Here is a 14656-nt window from a genome sequence, read left to right as displayed (position 1 = left end):
GGTGCAAGGCGCTAAGAAAAAAAGCCGCATGTCGGTATGACATTGCAGCCTTGAAATTGGTCCCCTCAGCAGGAATAGAAAAGTGCCTTGAAAGCCGCATGGAATATAGGTTCCATGCTTCTTTTTTTGAAAAGTACCAACAAAAGTACCAACAATTTTCAAAGTGTCCTGAAGCTGTTGCATGGAAGCCACTTGTCCAGCCTGTCGAATCTGCCTGTTTTTTAAGCATCCGGCAAGCGGGGCAAAGCGCATTATCACCGCTGAATGTCAGACCTCAAATCTGACTTCTGCGATGCGTGAATCCGCGCATCGGTTGAGCCCTTGGCAGGCCTCGGCTCAGTTGTGAGCCCTTCAGACTCAGGGTCGCATTTCAAGTGCTGTCCTTCGCGGCCCTTCAGCATCTCAAATGCCAAAGGGCAGGCCACCGCTTTGATGGCCTGCCCTCTACACCCACAACGGGCGTCCAGCCTGCTACCACCGGAACGTCATCACACTTGCCTGCCTGCTCAGCTTCATCAGCCCGTATCGGCAAGCATCCGCCCCGTGGTCTGGGCCTGTGCTGTCCAAGTCCTCTACCCGCTTCTGGTCGCGCGCCAGGTAGGGGACGGTGCTCCAAAAGTAGTCACAGCCCCGCGATATGTAGAGCCCTGGCTTGTCGACCTGACCAGCATCGGAGAGCATGCGGCGCATGAACGACCAGCCAGTGATGCGGTCGGCCTTCTTGGCGGGCTCAAAGTACACCCCGGCTCTTGTGAACTCATCGGCGATCGAGCCGGCGTTGAAGCCAGTACGGGCAAAGCAGGCATCATCTGCCACGCCTCGGGGCTTTACGTCCCAGCGTTCGCACATCTTCTTGATTTCCTCTGCCATGGTGGCGGTCGTCCAGCCCAGCCCCTGGTTGGGATTGTCCTTGCGGGCGGTTGCCAGCTCATCGACCAGGACAACACTGCCTCTCGGGTAGAACACGTCCTCGTGATAGTCCCCCGGCGACTGGGCCATGATGTAGGTGACGCTGGGGGCCGCGCTGCCGAAGTCATGCGCCAGCCAGTAGTCCCAGCTTTCGGGGATGGCCTTCCATGGGTCCACTGCGTTCTTGGATTCGTCCAGCACCGAAGCAAAGTAGGCACCTCTGTTTACTGCCCAGTCTCCATCTACCCACGCGCGCAGCAGTTCGGGATCGCTTGGGCAGGATGATTCCAACTGCTCGCGGTACTGGTCACGGTCGATGAAGTGGTTGCCGGCAAAGGTGCTGGGCGCATACACCCATGTTCGCTTGCTCCTGGATTCATGAAATGGTTTCCACGGTCCAGCCTGGAAGACATACCGCTTGGCGATCCAGTGATGGCCTGGGCCGCCTGGGTTCGCGGCCACCACCATGCGGATGGGCACATCCTTGGGGCCGCGCATGTTGGAGCGCAGCAGGTCCAGCAGGTCGGGTTGGGCGTACTGGCCGGCCTCGTCCACGATAAGCAGCGTGAAGGATCGGCCCTGGTACTTGGCATAGTCGGCGTGGCTCTCCAACTGGCCCAGCTCCACATAGCCCCCATTGGGAAGTTTCCACACATGTTCCTGGGCGTTGTAGCGGGCGCTGGTGCCGTAGACCAGGCCGAACACCTCGCGGGTGGTCAGTTCAAAGTCTCTCAGGCCGGCATAGCTCTTGCGGATGTAGAGCACGCGCGCGGCCTCTTGGTACTGCTCGCAGTGGCGAAGGATCAGCATCGCCAATCCATAGCTTTTACCGCCACCACGGCCACCGCCTGCGAACACGTCCAACTGCTCAGGAATGGCGAGTAGGTTTTCCTGAAATTCGTTTAGCTCCAGTGTCTGCACTGACTGCTCCGTTCTCGATTACGTAGGCTTCCAGAGGCTTTGCGCCGGGTAGCTGGAAGTTGATCTGCACGCGGTTTTGAGCGGCTTCCTGCTCGCCTTCGCGGTAGCCGTGGCGTGACTTCAGGAGGAACATCGCAGCGATCAGCGAATCCTTGCCGCTGCCCTTGGTTGCGGCGTCATAGAGCACGTCATGCAGGGTTTGGCGCTCACGCTCGCGGCCTTTTTCGAAGGCTTCCTGCAACTCGGGGTGCTCGTTAAACCAGCGGCTCAGAATGTCATCGCTGACCTGCAATGCAAAGGCTGCGCCCTTCTTGGTCGCACCCTTGCTGGCTGCTTCGCGGATCACCTCGATAGCATCGGGCGGCGGTTCTTTGCGCGGGCGGCCTATGCAAAGCTTGTCCTCTGGTGCCTTGACGCGGCCAGGTAGCGCGCCCCTCTTGGGTTTCTCTGTGGTCATCAGCAAAAAGGGGCCGTAGCCCCAATCCTCCTTTACAGCTTGTGAACCAGGAAGGCCAGCGGAACGTGCTTGCGCTCGCCTACGCGCTGCCAGTTCTCGGGCTTGGCCAGCTCCGCGATGGTCGGAGATTCCGCCAACACGTCACCCTCCAGCCAGCGATAGCCGAGGGGGTGGATAGCCAGGTTCACGCGGCTGTGGAGGATCTGCATGCCGCCGCCGTTGCCGGCACCGGGCTTGTTCTCCACCTCCGTCGCCAGCGCAATGCGCGGATCGGTCAGGCCATAGCCGAAAGCACCAGGGCCAAACAGGACAGAGGTGTAGACGTCCGCGGCCACCGGCATCAGGTCGTCCACGATGATGGCCAAGCCTCGGAAGGTCTGCACGAAGCCGCCTTGGCTATCGGGCAGCGTCTGGATCAGGTCGTTTTGCAGCGCTTGGGCGTAGGTCTTGGAGTGCATGCCGATGGCCACCACGTCACGCATGCTGTCGCCCAGTGTGGCGCAGGCCTGGATCACAGCGGCGGCGCTGAACTTGGATGCGGCAGCGGACAGGGCGGAAATGTCCAGCACCATATCGCCGCCACCGTTCGCAACGTTCTCAGCCTTGAGGCCGTTGAGCGTTGCCACCAGGCGGCGCTGGGTCTGGCGCGTCCAGTAGTCGGCGGCGCGCGCCTGGATGCGGGCAATGGCGTCTGAGCCTGCCAGCTCGGAAGCCAGGTTCATGGCAGACCAGGACTTGTGCAGAAAGCTCTTGCGCACGATCTGCTTACCGGTGGACAGCTTGGCGGGGACTGCTTCCTTGCTGGGGTCGTCGTTGGTGATGTTTGCCTCATCGTCGCCCAGGTCCTTCCAGTAGGGCACGGTAAACGAGTCAGCGCCGGCCTTGAGCTGGGCTTCCATTTCCTGATTGCGCGCCATCACGGACGATTGCACCAGGGCGGATTTTTCAACGGAGTTTTCTGCGACGTAGGCGGAAAAGACTTCAGGGACGATCACGTCCGAAAGTTGGGTGGTTGCCATTGCTGGTCTTTCGAGAATCAAAGGGTTTGATCCGCGAGCCGGGCTACTGCCGGGGATGCGTTGCCCTACAGGGCAGAGAGAAAGAGGGGTGCAGGCTACTGCCTGGGGGGGGTGACCGGCAGCTACTGCCGCCGTCCACTGCCTATATTTTAATCAATTTCAGCGCAGGCCGTATGCAGCCGGCTGGGTTTGGGGTTGGTTTTCTTTCTCGGGCTGGCTCGGGGCATGGCCGCCGCCGTGGCTACCCGTCGCACCCGATCCGCTCATCCCGGACGAACGCAAAACCTTGGGCAGCTCCGAATCCGGGGCAGCATCGCACACGCTCGCCAAAAAGCCATACAGCCCCAGCTTCAGGTCGGCGGGGCTGCCCTCCAGGTCAAGCCATTGCGGGCGCTCGATTCCTTCGCTGTCGGCTGCCATCTTCAGCAGTCCCATGCCCTTGCACACGTCCTGGAGGTAATTTATCGGCAGTGGTGTCAGGCCGGCCAGCTCGCGCTCCAGCGGCGCGAGCACGGCCTCCTGGTGGTAACGCTGCTTCCACGTCGCGGACTCGCCGCCCAGGGCGTTCTGCAGCTCCGTCTTGGTCTGGTTGTGTGCCTTGCGCTCGGTCTTGAGGTCGGCCAGCAGCTCGGCGGAATGGGTGCGCAGGCGCTCCAGTTCGGCCTGCATTTCCTCCGGGGTGGGCTGGGTGTTCTCGTTGGTCTGGGTGGTATCAGTCATGGTTTTTTAAAGTAGTGGTTGGTGATTTGGGCGGCGAGCTTTCGAGGTATGCCGTGCTCGCGCATGACGGCTTCAAGGCGGCGCTTCTCCTGGGCTCGCTTGTGCCCGGGAAGCCAGGGGCGGAAAAGGGCTGTCAGGCTCATGGCCGACCCCTGTATGCGCTGCGCAAGTGCGCCAGCAGTTCCGCGCGCTGGCTTGGTGGGGTGTTGAGGCAGTCCTGGCGCATCTGCTCGCGTGCGGCCGGGCTGTCGCCCCAATGCCGGCAGGCGTGCATGGCGGCCTGCAGCAGTTGCCGGGTGAGGTGGTTGGACTCCAGCACCAAGCGGATCAGCTCGGGCTTGTGGGCTCGCACCTGCGCGCGCTGGCGGTCCGTCAACGTGTCTGCCGGTGCCGTCAGAGTCTTTCCATCGGGCGTGACCTCAAGGTCGATTCCGAAGGCCTGCAACTCATCAAGGATGGTGTGTACGGTCATCAAAATGCCTCCTTTGGGCTGGTGGCTGGTTTGGTCGATTCCTCCGAAGATGCCCCGAAGGTGCCCAAGATGCCCTGTTTTGAAAGTTGGGCACCTTGGGCATCTTCGAGGGCATCTTGGGCGTCAACTTGTCCAACTTGTCCAACTTGTCCAAGGTTTTGAGACTGGACAACATGGACAAGTTGGTTGGACAAGTTGGGGCGCATCCAGTACCAAACGCCTTCCAACTTGCGCTTTTTGATCTCCAGTACCTCGGATGCCCTCCGTACAGTTCGCCACGCCAGCCCTGCAGCCTTTGCTTCGGTTTCGACATACTTTGTCGGGGATGGGCCGCCACTGAGAAGCTCTACCAAAAACTCGCTGGCGTCATCCAAGGCGCTGCTTTCCGGGTTGTCCTCTGCGTCATCCTCGTTCGGATCGGTCAGCAGGTCGCGGGCCGTGCCTGCGACAGCTTGCCCCCATGCAATGCGTGAAGCGTGGATGCCGTCGGCGTTCTCGATCTGCTCCAGCCGGTATTCAAAACCGCCATCATCCGGGCCGATGTTGGACTTGGAGCGGGCCAGAACTCGCCTGTCCTCGCCGCCATTGCCCTTGACCTTGGCAGCCACCATCACCACGCGGGCCACGGCGGTAAAGGCCACGCTGCCGACCACGCGCTGCGATGGGTCGCCGCCTTGCCCACCTTTGCTGAAATGTGTGATGCCCACGATTGCGCAATCAAACTCGGATGCGAGGTCGACCAGGGGCTGCAGAGCGCGGCGCACCTCGGTGTTCTTGTGGCTGTCACCTGTCACGGCAGATACCACGGGGTCCACGATCAGTAGACTCACGCCTCCCAGATCCTCCACCACTGCGCGCAGGCCATCCAGGTGCAAGGAAGGGTCAAAGGGGACGGTTTCGCCGTTGCTGCGTTCGGTGCCGATGATGAAATGGCATCGAGTCAGATCAGCGCCAGCGGCTGATAGCCGCGGATTGAGGGTGTCTGACGGGTCGTCCTCGCCGCTCCAGATGAGCACATTTCCGATGCTGCAGGATGTCCCATCCGGCCAACGCCCGCCAGAACTCACAGTAGCGGCCATGTCGATTGCAATGGTGGTTTTTCCCTGGCCAGGCGCGCCGGCCAGGATGTGCAGCTTCTTTCGAGCAAGCCAGTATTTCCAGAGCCAGGCCACCGGCACCGGTGTGAGGCTGGCCGCAGATACCAACATCACCCGGTCGGGCTTGGGCTGGTCTTTGCTTGCTTTCGGCATGTCATCCAGCGGTGGGAAGGTCGGCCCAGGCGGCGCACTCTGCGCCCTGACTGGTGGGCGGTAGGCAAGGGCGGCGGCAATGCTCGCATCCACAGCGGCAAAGGCGGCTTCGTTTCGTGCATTCATGCGTAGGCCTCCGCAATGCGCAGCACCCGGCCAGCGGCCAGCATCAAGCGTGCGCGATCAGTTTCAGAAAGCGCCACGCCGTTGGCAATGTTGCCCGCAGCAATGGCAATTAGGTTCACCTCGGTCATGAGCGCATCAAGCGCTTGGCGTGGGGTGAATGGGGTAGGGCTGGGCGGGGCTGGCCGGCCGTCATCCACCCACGCGCCCAGGTCCTTGGCGGCGGCGATGAACTCCATGCCGTAGGCTGCCATGTGGTAGCCCAGCACGTCGCCGCCCTTGGCATTGCAGGCCATGCACACCCACGCACCGGAGTGCAGGTTGATGCGCATGCTGTCGCTGCCCTGGTGGAAGGTGCAGGCCGTGGACACCCACTTTTTGCCGCGGCCCAGCTTCAACCCCTGGGCCTCGAAATAGCTCTGCGCGTCGGGCAGGCGGTCGCGTTCAAAGGCCATGGGGCACCTCCATGCGCTTTGCGCTGCAGCCAATGGCATCGGGGTGCTTGTCGGCAGCGTCCTGGGCGACGTCCATTGCCTCGTCTGCCGTGTGAAAGCTGCCCGGCAGTCGCTCGTAAAAGCTGGTGCTGATACCTGGTTCAAGGCATGGCCCCTCCAGAATTAGGAGGGCCATCCAGCGGATTGCAGGCGGGGTATTCATGCTGCACCGCCTTCTTGCTCTGCCTTGATGGCCAGAAAATCGACCACGCGATACAGCGCTTCAAAATCACGTACAGCGGTCTGCAGAGCGAGCGATGCGGCGGCATTTGCGTCAGGAAATGCATCCCTGGCCAAGCGTGCGACAGAGGTGGCGCGCCACCATTGCGCATCGAAGTCGTCCGGGTCGGTCGGCATCTCAGCCTCCAAGCGCTCGACAGCATCAAGCGCCGCCTCTGCCGAAAATATGACGTCCTGGTATTCATCGCGCCATTGGCCATTGGCACATGCCGCTTGAACGGCGGCGCGCAACGACTCGGATACCACGGCGCATGCCATATGCATGGCTTGCTGCACGGTCGGCATCTGTCCCGTGCCCGGGCGGCAGAATTGTTTTTGGCAAGGCTTCGCCATCACTGCCACGCGGGCAGCGTTGTTTTGTGCGTTCATGGGTCAGCCCTCGAGCGCCAGCGACAGGCCGCGAAGGGCTGTAAGGGCTTGGATGGCCTTGCGGCGTGCAGCAGCGGTGTTTGCCTGCGGCTGGCGCAGGTAGAAGACAGCCATGCTCAGGGCGTTATGCACATCGGCGTGCAACTGGATTGGGTCGCGAGCGGCAGCGGCAGCCGGCGCAGGATCAGCCATACCGGGCAGCGCGTTGAGAATGTCAGCGCAGCGCGGGTCGGTCAGCGAGAGGCCGTGAACCACGGCGGAGTAGAGGGGGGTATCGGTGCCCGTGATGGGCGATACGGGCTCAGATGTGAGCGCGTTGAAAGAGGTAGCCATGATGGCCTCCAAGCGGTGAGGTTTACTAAAACCACCGCACTCGTCGCCAAACGAGGGCGGTGACTCGACGGGTTGGCGAACCGGCCACCGCTTGCGCGAACCGGCAGGCCTTTGCAGACCTCCCATCGAGCCACCAAAACTTGGGGCAAAAACAGAGAAGCCGCACGTACTGCGTAACAGGACTGCGGCTTGCGTCGCAGCGGTGAGATCAGGTCGCCAAACCCGGTCACGCGTAACAGGCGTGACGGATTCACTGTAGCACGAAGCCGGCGTTGGTGTGAAGGGGGTAAGGGCAACTTGTCCATCAACTTGTCCATGTTGTCCAGTCTTCAAAACGTGGACAAGTTGGACAAGTTGGACAAGTTGACGCCCAAGATTCCCAAGATTCCAACTTTCAAAACGTGGAATCTTGGAATCTTGGCAACTTCGGGAATGTTGGAGGGTAGGGTAAACGAGCATGGTTACGCCCCCTCCACCGCTTGAAGCAGCTTCTTCTTGGCACGGCGTTCGCGGGCCTTGGCGTTGGTCAATGCGCGGTAGCTGGGCGCGGTGGCCAGCATCATGGCGTTCCAGGATGCGCCGCCCTTTGCGATGGTGAAGTTAATGCCGTTGCGGCGCTTCCACTGGCGGTAGGCATCGTCCAGGTCGAGCTTTGCCAGCTCCACGGATTCAGCGGCGGCAGCGAAGGCCTTGGCGCGGGTGTAGGCGGTAATCAGCGCGTCGATATGCGGCATTATTTGCCTCCCATTTGCGCATCGCGCCAGGCCACCAGCTCGGCCACGTCAAATACCGTGCAGCGGCTGGAGAGCTTGCGGGGCTTTGGAAAGCCAGGGCGTTCTTTCACCCAGCGCCAGAAGGTCGAGACGCCTACGCCCAGCAGGCCAGCGGCGGCCTTGGGACGGGCGGATTGTGTTTGTGCCGATGTGTGCAATGTCCACTCCATTCATCTTGATTGATGCGATGGAATGAATGATCAGGAAAATCCGAATGCTGAAATAGCGTCGGATCACTCCGGTTGGGTTGAGGGAGTGATCCGGGTGGTCCGGGAGTACTACGAGAGGCTAGCGCCGAGGTCCGGGACGAAGACCGTCAGCTCTCAAGATTGAAGCGATTGCGGCCGCCTTGTCCCTCGAGACGCCGCGTTCGTCTCGCAACCATGTGGCAACCATATCGTTAGTAGGCGCAGTACTAGGATCATTGGGGTCATACAACGTCCAAAAACGTTGCGCTGCTGCTTCTAGATCACCGAGTGCGGCAGTGTGATGGGAGCCCCATGGCCAATGCGATTCAGAATGATGGAGTGATTGCTCGGGTTCTTTCGCACTATTCTCTAATTTCGCAAGCCGCTCAATAGTCCAGTTAAGCCTGGATATTAAATGCCTGTTGCTTTTGTTTGTTAATGTTTGCGCAGCCATCCACATTGCGGAGGCGGCGCTAAACATGCCTGCAAGAATATATATAAAGTAAAACGCTCTGTAATTGTTTATTAAGCTCTTTGTCGATAAATCTTCTGATTTTAATTGAATAAATATATTCAGTTCCCAAGCTTTGTAGAACATGTAAATCGCTGTGATTGCGGTTACAAAAATCGGAATCCAATTGAATATTATTTCTTTTATTATTTCTTTGTGTGGATTTAGAACTTCAGTTAATTTGTTTTTCATGAGTTTCTCTTGAGCGCAAGTATTTATTTCCCGCGTTCGCGGTAGGGCTGGCAAAAACTTATGCTGATTTGAACTGAATCACTTCAGCGCCACGCTTGAGCCTGTCCAGGTAGTCACTCCATCGCTGCATCATCGCCTTGCGGGCTGGCAGGTGGGCTGTCCGGTTGTAGGCCCGGCCGTTCGCATCCTTGACCGCGTGGGCGAGCTGGTGCTCTATCAGGTCCACGCGCTCGCCTAGCACCTCATCCATGATGGTGCGCGCCGTGGCGCGAAAGCCGTGGGCCGTCTGCATGCTGCTGTCGTAACCCAGAGCGCGCAGGGCGGCGCTCACGGTGTTCTCGCTCATGGGCCGTTCGCCCGTTCGGATGCTGGGGAACACGTATTGCCCGTGGCCGGTGACAGGCTGTAGCTCTTGCAGGATGGCCAGCGCCTGGCTGGACAAGGGCACGATGTGATCGTTTGCCATCTTCATCTTGCTGCCGGGTATGCGCCATTCGGCTTTGTCGAGGTCAATCTCAGTCCATTCGGCCGTGCGCAACTCGCCAGGACGCACAAACACCAGCGGGGTGAGGCGAAGGGCTGCACAGCAGTAGATATGCCCCTTGTGGGCGTCCAGAGCGCGCAGCAAGGGTGCAAGTAGGGCAGGGTCGGTAATGGCTGCGTAGTGGCGCTTCTCGGCCTTCTGCAACGCGCCCTTGAGGTCGGCCGTTACATCGCGCTCGGCGCTGCCTTCTGCCACGGCATAGCGGAAGACCTGGCCGCAAATCTGCACCAGGCGCTTTGCGCTGTCGTGCGCGCCCCTTTCCTCCATCTTGCGAGCCATGGCCAGGACTTCACGCGGGCCGATGGCGGTGATGGGAAGTTTGCCCAGGCTGGGGTAAATGTCCTTCTGCAGCCAGTTGCTTACCTTCTGCTGGGTAATCGCCTTGCGGTCGGCTGCGGTGGCCTTGAGCCATTCGTCCGCCACTGCCTGGAAGGTGTTGCCCGCCATGGTCTTTTGCGCCAGCTTCTCGGCCTGCTTGTTGACGCCAGGGTCCACGTCATCGGCCAGCAGCGCCTTGGCCTCGTCGCGGCGCTTGCGGGCCTGGGCCAGTGTCACGGCAGGGTAGACGCCCAAGACCAGCGTCTTCTGCTTGCCGGCATATCTGTAGGCCATGCGCCAGTACTTGCCGGCCTGGGTGACGTGAAGGTACAGGCCATAGGCATCGGAATGCTTGCTTCCCGCAGGCTTGGCAGGGTCCGCTTTGACCGTTCGGACGAAGGTGTCAGTGAGTGCCATAGCGGGCCTTTGTTGGTATGTCTGTTTGTTGGTATGTCGAACTACCAACGAAAGTACCAACAATTTGTTGGTATGTCCAGAGATTAGCCGAGACACGCTGAGACAACAAAAAACCCGCGATGCCTATGAAACATGCGGGTTTTGAGAGGTTTGGAGACTATCCGGGGGTGTTCATTGGTCCCCTCAGCAGGAATCGAACCTGCATCTAGCGCTTAGGAGGCACTCGTTCTATCCATTGAACTATGAGGAGACGCGGCGTTATTGTAAGCGTGTGCGGCGCCCCGAAACCGGACAGGCCGGTATCGGGGCACGCGCTCAGTCCTTGCGCACCGTGTAGATCAGGTCGACCGCGCTTTTTTCTCCGGTCTGGCCACGCAGCGTGAGGCGGCGCGAGAGGTCGTAGAACACGTAGAGCGTGCCCATCGCGCCCGACAGGCTTTGCTCGTAGGTGATGTAGAGGTTCTTCGACAGCCGCTTGCCCAGCGTCAGCGCCGCGCCATCCGACGAGTCGCTGCTGCCCGGACCCTTGAAGCCGATTTCGTCCAGGCCCACGCGGCCCGCGAAGTTCTCGCCCGTGCCGCCGCGGCTGAGCAGCGCCAGCGCTGCCTGCTGCAGCAGCGCGGCCTCGGCGCCGCCTTCGGAGGGGTCGCGGCCCATCACCACCCAGGAGAGCTTTTCGGCATCGGGCATTTCCGGGTCGGAGTAAAGGCGCACGCGTGGATCGCTGGCCGAGCCCGTGACCTGCACGCCGGCGCGCACCGAGATGTTCGGGCGTATCGCCAGGATGTCGAGCGAGGGGTTGTCGTAGCTGCCGTTGAAGCGCACGATGCCGGTTTCTACATCCAGCGACTGGCCCCAGGCGCGGTAGCGGCCCTGCTCGGTGCGCACTTCGCCGGTGATGCGCGGCGGCCCCCCGGCTTGCACCGGGCCCAGCACTTCGAGCTGGCCGACCAGGCGTGTGGTGATGCCGAAGCCCTGCAGCGCGAAGTCGTTGCCCAGGTCCAGGCTCACGGCGATATCGGGCGGCTTGGCGGTCTGCGCCTTGGCGCTGGTCTGGCTTGCCTGGCGCGCCTGGGCTTCCTGCTGCGCCTGGCGCGAAGCCGCGGAGCGCACGACCACATCGGAGTCGAGCGAAGGCGCCGAATCTTCGGGCAGCAGGATGGCCGCGCGGTCGGCGGTGAGCTTGCCGCGCAGCGTCCAAAGGCCCTGGTCGAGCTGGGCCTGGAGGTTGCCCGAGACGCTCAGCTGGCGGTCGGCGCGCACCAGCACCTGCAGCTTGCGTGCTTCGGCATTGAACTGCATGCGCAGGCCCGAGCCTTCGCTTTCGCCGAGCTTGTCCCAGCGAATGCTGCCCTGGCCGACCAGCTCGCCGCCGCTGACCGGAGCGGCCGTGAGGTTGCCGCTGTAGCCCAGGATGCGCGCGCTGCTGCCTTGCCCGCCTTCGAAGCGCAGCTCGGTGATGTTGAGCTGGTTGCCGGCAAAGCTGCCCTTGAGGCTGCCGTTCTTCAGGTCCACGCCGTCGAGCAGCGAAGCGATGCCCAGGCGGCTGGCCTGCAGCGTGCCCTGCCAGCGCGGATCGAGCCGGCTGCCCGACAGCGTGGCGTCGGCGCTGAAGGTGCCCGAGGCGCGCCAGCCCGGCGGCGCGAACAGCGACCAGATGCCGACATCGGGCAGCTGCGCCGAGACCTTGCCGGAGAGCGGTGCGTCTTCGGGCCAGGCCCAGCCGTCGGCGCTGCGCGCCAGGCGCGTGCCCAGCTGGGCCTTGACGTTGCCTGCACGCTCGCTGGCCCAGTCGAGCTGCGCGACGACGTCATCGCCTTGCGCTTTGACGTTGAGCCTGGCCTGCTGGATGCGGGCGCGCATGCGCGCGCCCTGCACGGTCACGGCGCGTGCCGTGGATTTGGTCTCGCCGCTGTTGCTGCTGGCCGAAGGCCCGCTGCTGCGCACGATGGTCGCGGTATTGCCTTCATCGACCGCAATGCGGATGTCGCCTTCGGCGCGCTCGAGCGTGGCGCTGGCCTGCAGTTGCGGGCCCGTGGTGTCTATGTTCCAGTCGCCATTGAGCTTCAGGTCGCCGCTGATGCCGGCGCGCGTGAGCGGGCCTTCCTTGCCTTGAACGCCCAGCGCATCGATCCAGGCCATGGGCAGGTTCAGCAAGCGGCCCTGGGTCTTGATGGCCCAGCTGCCTTTGGGTTGGGAGCGCGCGGTGATGGCCTGCCATTCGATGCGCGACTGGCCTTCGAACAGCGACGGTGGCGTCACGATCAGCGCGCCGGCGCTGGCATCGAACTGGGAGGTGCGTACGGTCTGTCCGGGGCTGCTCTGGCGCACTGTCAGCGGCGATTGCAGCTGCGCGGCCCAGGTTCCGGGGAACTCCTTGCCGAGTTCGGCGCTGGCCTGCAGCCGCTCTATGCGCGCCTGCCAGTCGCTGGCGGCGCCGCTGCGCAGGCTCGACAGCCCGGCGCTGAGCGCGGTGTTCAGCTGCAGCTTGCGTTCGCCCATCTGGGCCTTGCCCTGCAGGTCGAGCTGCGCCTGTTCGGGCGTGCCCTTGAGGCTGAGCTTGAGTCCTTGCACGGCCAGCGGCTCGGCGCCCGCCGCCAGATAGCGCAGGCTGGGAACGTCGAGATCGGCCTGCAATTGCAAGCCCGTGGGTGTGGTCGGCAACTGGCCTGCGGGTGCCTGCAGGCGCTGCAGCAGTTTGCCCCAGCCGCCCTGCCACTGCAGCGCGAGCTGGCCCTGGCCTTCGAGGTTGGCGCCGGCCAGGGGATCGCTCACGCCGGGCAGGCCGCGCACCCATTGCAGCAGCGCTGGCGCCGAAGCGATGGCCAGATCGGCCCGGCCCTTGCCGGCTTCGCGGCCCAGCTGGCCATCGATGTCGAGCTTGCCGCCCGGCACTTCGGCCTGGGCACGGGCCGTGACCTGCATGGTCCGGGTCTCGACTTCAACGCGGCTGCTGCGCACGCTGGCCTGCAGCGCGTCAAGGCGCAGATTGCTCAGGCGCAGCCACGGGGCCTGCCATTCTCCCTGGACATCGAGTCTTTCTAGCGCCAGCGGCGCGCGCTTGCCCGCGCCGCGGCGCGCGCGGCTGGCCTCGGCCTGCAGCGCGGCGGTGAAGGTCACGCTCTGGTCTTCACGCGTCGTGGCTTCGACCTTGCCTTGCAGCGGCGCGGCTTCCAGCGTGCTGTAGATGTTGGCGGGATTGAGCCGTGTGACGTCCGCACGGCCGTCCACCGTCTTGTTGGCCACCGTGTAGCGGCCTTGCAGCGCAATGTTGCCCTGGCCGATATCGGCGCGCGATTCGCGCACTTCCCATACGCCTTCGGCGTAGCGCAGCTGAGCCTGGAGTCGGTCCAGCGGCAGCTGCTGCTTGTCCCAGGGGCCGGGCTTGGCATTGTTCAGCTGGGTCTGCAGCGCCCAGCTGCCGTCGGCTTCGGGGCCGGCCTGCAGGCTGCCCGCGATCAGCGTGCGCGGGCCCGCGGGCCAGAAGCTCGCCACATCGAGCTGTTCAAAGGTCGCCTGGGCCTGCTCCAGCGGCTGGGCCAGCCAGGGGCGCACGACGGCCGTCACATGCGCGCTGGGCGCAAGCGCCGCGCTGTCGCTGGGGGCCTTGGCGTCGGCGGTGATTTCCAGCCGCGCGGCTTCGGTGGCCAGCGTGCCGGTGATCTTGACTTCGGCTTCGACGGTCTGGCTGCGCTCCTGATCGGGCAGCGGTGCTTGCAGCCGGCCCGACAGCGTGGCCTGCAGCTGCATGGGCGCGTCGCCCTGTAGCTGTACTTGCGCGCGGTAGCTGCCGTCGGCCCAGTCCACGCGCGCCACTTCGAGCCGGTGGTGCTGGCCGTCGTAGTGGTAGTTGCCCTTGAGCTGCGCGATCTCGGCGCGCGGCGGGCCATTCCAGATCAGCTGGTCGATCTCGAACGGCAGCCGTATGCGCACCGGCAGGCGCAGCTGCTGCAGCGGCTCGGTCGGGCTGGCCTCGGCGGGCGGCGTGCTGGTGATTTCCAGCCGCTGCGCATGCAGCTTGCCCACCTGGACTTCGCGCTGCAGCAGCGGCTGCAGTTCCCAGCCGATGTCGGTCTTCTCGACTTCCACGCTCAGCGTCGGGCCGCGCCAGCGCAGCCAGCCGATGTGGCCGCCCTGGCGCAGCGTGCCCGAGACGTCGCGCGCTTCCAGCGACTGGCCTTCGGGCAGCCAGCGTGCGACGCGCGTGATCAGCGAGGCCAGCGAATCGGCCTGGCCTGCCCACCACCAGGCGCTGCCCAGCGCCGCGATCAGCACCAGCAGCAGCGAGACGAACAGCACGGCCAGCGCGCGCCAGACACGCCGCCAGCGGCTGCGCCGTGCAGGGGCCGCCGCCGCCGGCGTCGTTTGGGGGGAAGGGGAAGGGGGGACAGTCGGCTCGGCCATGG

17 protein-coding genes and 1 tRNA gene are annotated in these 14656 nt (G+C 63.1%); 1 reads left to right on the top strand and 17 read right to left on the bottom strand.

What is annotated here, in order from left to right:
* Nucleotides 1–284: hypothetical protein (locus RR928_RS16350; protein ID WP_332683348.1), on the top strand; the 284-nt coding region annotated here is incomplete at its 5' end.
* 187 nt (nt 285–471) lie between these two features.
* On the opposite strand, the gene RR928_RS16345 is transcribed toward RR928_RS16350, so the two are convergent.
* From RR928_RS16345 to RR928_RS16265, 17 genes are all read right to left on the bottom strand, one after another.
* Nucleotides 472–1830, bottom strand: coding sequence for a phage terminase large subunit (locus RR928_RS16345; RefSeq protein WP_332683346.1), 1359 nt, complete (start codon nt 1828–1830; stop codon nt 472–474).
* On the bottom strand, nt 1778–2287 hold the full coding sequence (locus RR928_RS16340) for a hypothetical protein (protein WP_332683344.1): 510 nt from the start codon (nt 2285–2287) through the stop codon (nt 1778–1780). Before RR928_RS16340 ends, RR928_RS16345 begins: the two co-directional genes overlap by 53 nt.
* 32 nt (nt 2288–2319) lie before the next feature.
* Nucleotides 2320–3306 carry a major capsid protein gene (locus RR928_RS16335; RefSeq protein WP_332683342.1) on the bottom strand — a complete coding sequence of 329 codons (987 nt, stop codon included), beginning with the start codon at nt 3304–3306 and terminating at the stop codon, nt 2320–2322.
* Nucleotides 3307–3465: 159 nt separating this feature from the next.
* Nucleotides 3466–4026: a hypothetical protein gene (locus RR928_RS16330; RefSeq protein WP_332683341.1), complete on the bottom strand. Its 561-nt coding sequence runs from the start codon at nt 4024–4026 to the stop codon at nt 3466–3468.
* Nucleotides 4023–4169, bottom strand: a complete 147-nt coding sequence (locus RR928_RS16325; protein WP_332683340.1) for a hypothetical protein — start codon at nt 4167–4169, stop codon at nt 4023–4025. The genes RR928_RS16330 and RR928_RS16325 overlap by 4 nt, the downstream gene beginning before the upstream one ends.
* Nucleotides 4166–4498, bottom strand: a complete 333-nt coding sequence (locus tag RR928_RS16320) for a hypothetical protein (RefSeq protein ID WP_332683338.1) — start codon at nt 4496–4498, stop codon at nt 4166–4168. The genes RR928_RS16325 and RR928_RS16320 overlap by 4 nt, the downstream gene beginning before the upstream one ends.
* The gene (locus RR928_RS16315; RefSeq protein WP_332683336.1) at nt 4498–5874 is read right to left on the bottom strand and encodes an AAA family ATPase; all 1377 of its coding nucleotides are present in this window, start codon (nt 5872–5874) and stop codon (nt 4498–4500) included. The genes RR928_RS16320 and RR928_RS16315 overlap by 1 nt, the downstream gene beginning before the upstream one ends.
* Nucleotides 5871–6326 carry a CHC2 zinc finger domain-containing protein gene (locus RR928_RS16310; protein ID WP_332683334.1) on the bottom strand — a complete coding sequence of 152 codons (456 nt, stop codon included), beginning with the start codon at nt 6324–6326 and terminating at the stop codon, nt 5871–5873. Before RR928_RS16310 ends, RR928_RS16315 begins: the two co-directional genes overlap by 4 nt.
* Entirely contained in the window at nt 6316–6528 is a 213-nt protein-coding gene (locus RR928_RS16305) for a hypothetical protein (RefSeq protein ID WP_332683332.1), read from the bottom strand. The genes RR928_RS16310 and RR928_RS16305 overlap by 11 nt, the downstream gene beginning before the upstream one ends.
* Nucleotides 6525–6974 carry a hypothetical protein gene (locus tag RR928_RS16300; RefSeq protein WP_332683330.1) on the bottom strand — a complete coding sequence of 150 codons (450 nt, stop codon included), beginning with the start codon at nt 6972–6974 and terminating at the stop codon, nt 6525–6527. Before RR928_RS16300 ends, RR928_RS16305 begins: the two co-directional genes overlap by 4 nt.
* A gap of 3 nt (nt 6975–6977) precedes the next feature.
* Nucleotides 6978–7307: a hypothetical protein gene (locus RR928_RS16295; RefSeq protein WP_332683328.1), complete on the bottom strand. Its 330-nt coding sequence runs from the start codon at nt 7305–7307 to the stop codon at nt 6978–6980.
* Between the two features lie 461 nt (nt 7308–7768).
* Entirely contained in the window at nt 7769–8041 is a 273-nt protein-coding gene (locus tag RR928_RS16290; RefSeq protein ID WP_332683326.1) for a hypothetical protein, read from the bottom strand.
* Nucleotides 8041–8250 (bottom strand): helix-turn-helix transcriptional regulator, encoded by a 210-nt coding sequence (locus RR928_RS16285; RefSeq protein ID WP_332683324.1) that lies wholly within the window; start codon nt 8248–8250, stop codon nt 8041–8043. The genes RR928_RS16290 and RR928_RS16285 overlap by 1 nt, the downstream gene beginning before the upstream one ends.
* 118 nt (nt 8251–8368) lie before the next feature.
* Nucleotides 8369–8971 (bottom strand): hypothetical protein, encoded by a 603-nt coding sequence (locus RR928_RS16280; protein ID WP_332683322.1) that lies wholly within the window; start codon nt 8969–8971, stop codon nt 8369–8371.
* Nucleotides 8972–9029: 58 nt separating this feature from the next.
* Nucleotides 9030–10250: a tyrosine-type recombinase/integrase gene (locus RR928_RS16275; RefSeq protein WP_332683320.1), complete on the bottom strand. Its 1221-nt coding sequence runs from the start codon at nt 10248–10250 to the stop codon at nt 9030–9032.
* A 175-nt stretch (nt 10251–10425) separates the two neighbouring features.
* Nucleotides 10426–10500: transfer RNA gene (locus RR928_RS16270), tRNA-Arg, on the bottom strand.
* A gap of 65 nt (nt 10501–10565) precedes the next feature.
* Nucleotides 10566–14654, bottom strand: coding sequence for a translocation/assembly module TamB domain-containing protein (locus tag RR928_RS16265; RefSeq protein WP_332683318.1), 4089 nt, complete (start codon nt 14652–14654; stop codon nt 10566–10568).
* Nucleotides 14655–14656 lie beyond the last annotated feature (2 nt).

Origin of the sequence: Comamonas sp. (genome assembly GCF_036666375.1) — a bacterium.
In the GTDB taxonomy this organism is placed as follows: domain Bacteria; phylum Pseudomonadota; class Gammaproteobacteria; order Burkholderiales; family Burkholderiaceae_C; genus Comamonas.
This window is presented reverse-complemented; position numbering and strand designations above follow the sequence as displayed.

Bases quoted from the DNA above. Each gene is read 5' to 3' on its own strand.
- RR928_RS16290 (WP_332683326.1), bottom strand. From the start codon at position 8,041: ATGCCGCATATCGACGCGCTGATTACCGCCTACACCCGCGCCAAGGCC.
- RR928_RS16285 (WP_332683324.1), bottom strand. From the start codon at position 8,250: ATGGAGTGGACATTGCACACATCGGCACAAACACAATCCGCCCGTCCC.
- RR928_RS16280 (WP_332683322.1), bottom strand. From the start codon at position 8,971: ATGAAAAACAAATTAACTGAAGTTCTAAATCCACACAAAGAAATAATA.
- RR928_RS16335 (WP_332683342.1), bottom strand. From the start codon at position 3,306: ATGGCAACCACCCAACTTTCGGACGTGATCGTCCCTGAAGTCTTTTCC.
- RR928_RS16315 (WP_332683336.1), bottom strand. From the start codon at position 5,874: ATGAATGCACGAAACGAAGCCGCCTTTGCCGCTGTGGATGCGAGCATT.
- RR928_RS16325 (WP_332683340.1), bottom strand. From the start codon at position 4,169: ATGAGCCTGACAGCCCTTTTCCGCCCCTGGCTTCCCGGGCACAAGCGA.
- RR928_RS16305 (WP_332683332.1), bottom strand. From the start codon at position 6,528: ATGAATACCCCGCCTGCAATCCGCTGGATGGCCCTCCTAATTCTGGAG.
- RR928_RS16265 (WP_332683318.1), bottom strand. From the start codon at position 14,654: ATGGCCGAGCCGACTGTCCCCCCTTCCCCTTCCCCCCAAACGACGCCG.
- RR928_RS16275 (WP_332683320.1), bottom strand. From the start codon at position 10,250: ATGGCACTCACTGACACCTTCGTCCGAACGGTCAAAGCGGACCCTGCC.
- RR928_RS16310 (WP_332683334.1), bottom strand. From the start codon at position 6,326: ATGGCCTTTGAACGCGACCGCCTGCCCGACGCGCAGAGCTATTTCGAG.
- RR928_RS16320 (WP_332683338.1), bottom strand. From the start codon at position 4,498: ATGACCGTACACACCATCCTTGATGAGTTGCAGGCCTTCGGAATCGAC.
- RR928_RS16295 (WP_332683328.1), bottom strand. From the start codon at position 7,307: ATGGCTACCTCTTTCAACGCGCTCACATCTGAGCCCGTATCGCCCATC.
- RR928_RS16340 (WP_332683344.1), bottom strand. From the start codon at position 2,287: ATGACCACAGAGAAACCCAAGAGGGGCGCGCTACCTGGCCGCGTCAAG.
- RR928_RS16330 (WP_332683341.1), bottom strand. From the start codon at position 4,026: ATGACTGATACCACCCAGACCAACGAGAACACCCAGCCCACCCCGGAG.
- RR928_RS16300 (WP_332683330.1), bottom strand. From the start codon at position 6,974: ATGAACGCACAAAACAACGCTGCCCGCGTGGCAGTGATGGCGAAGCCT.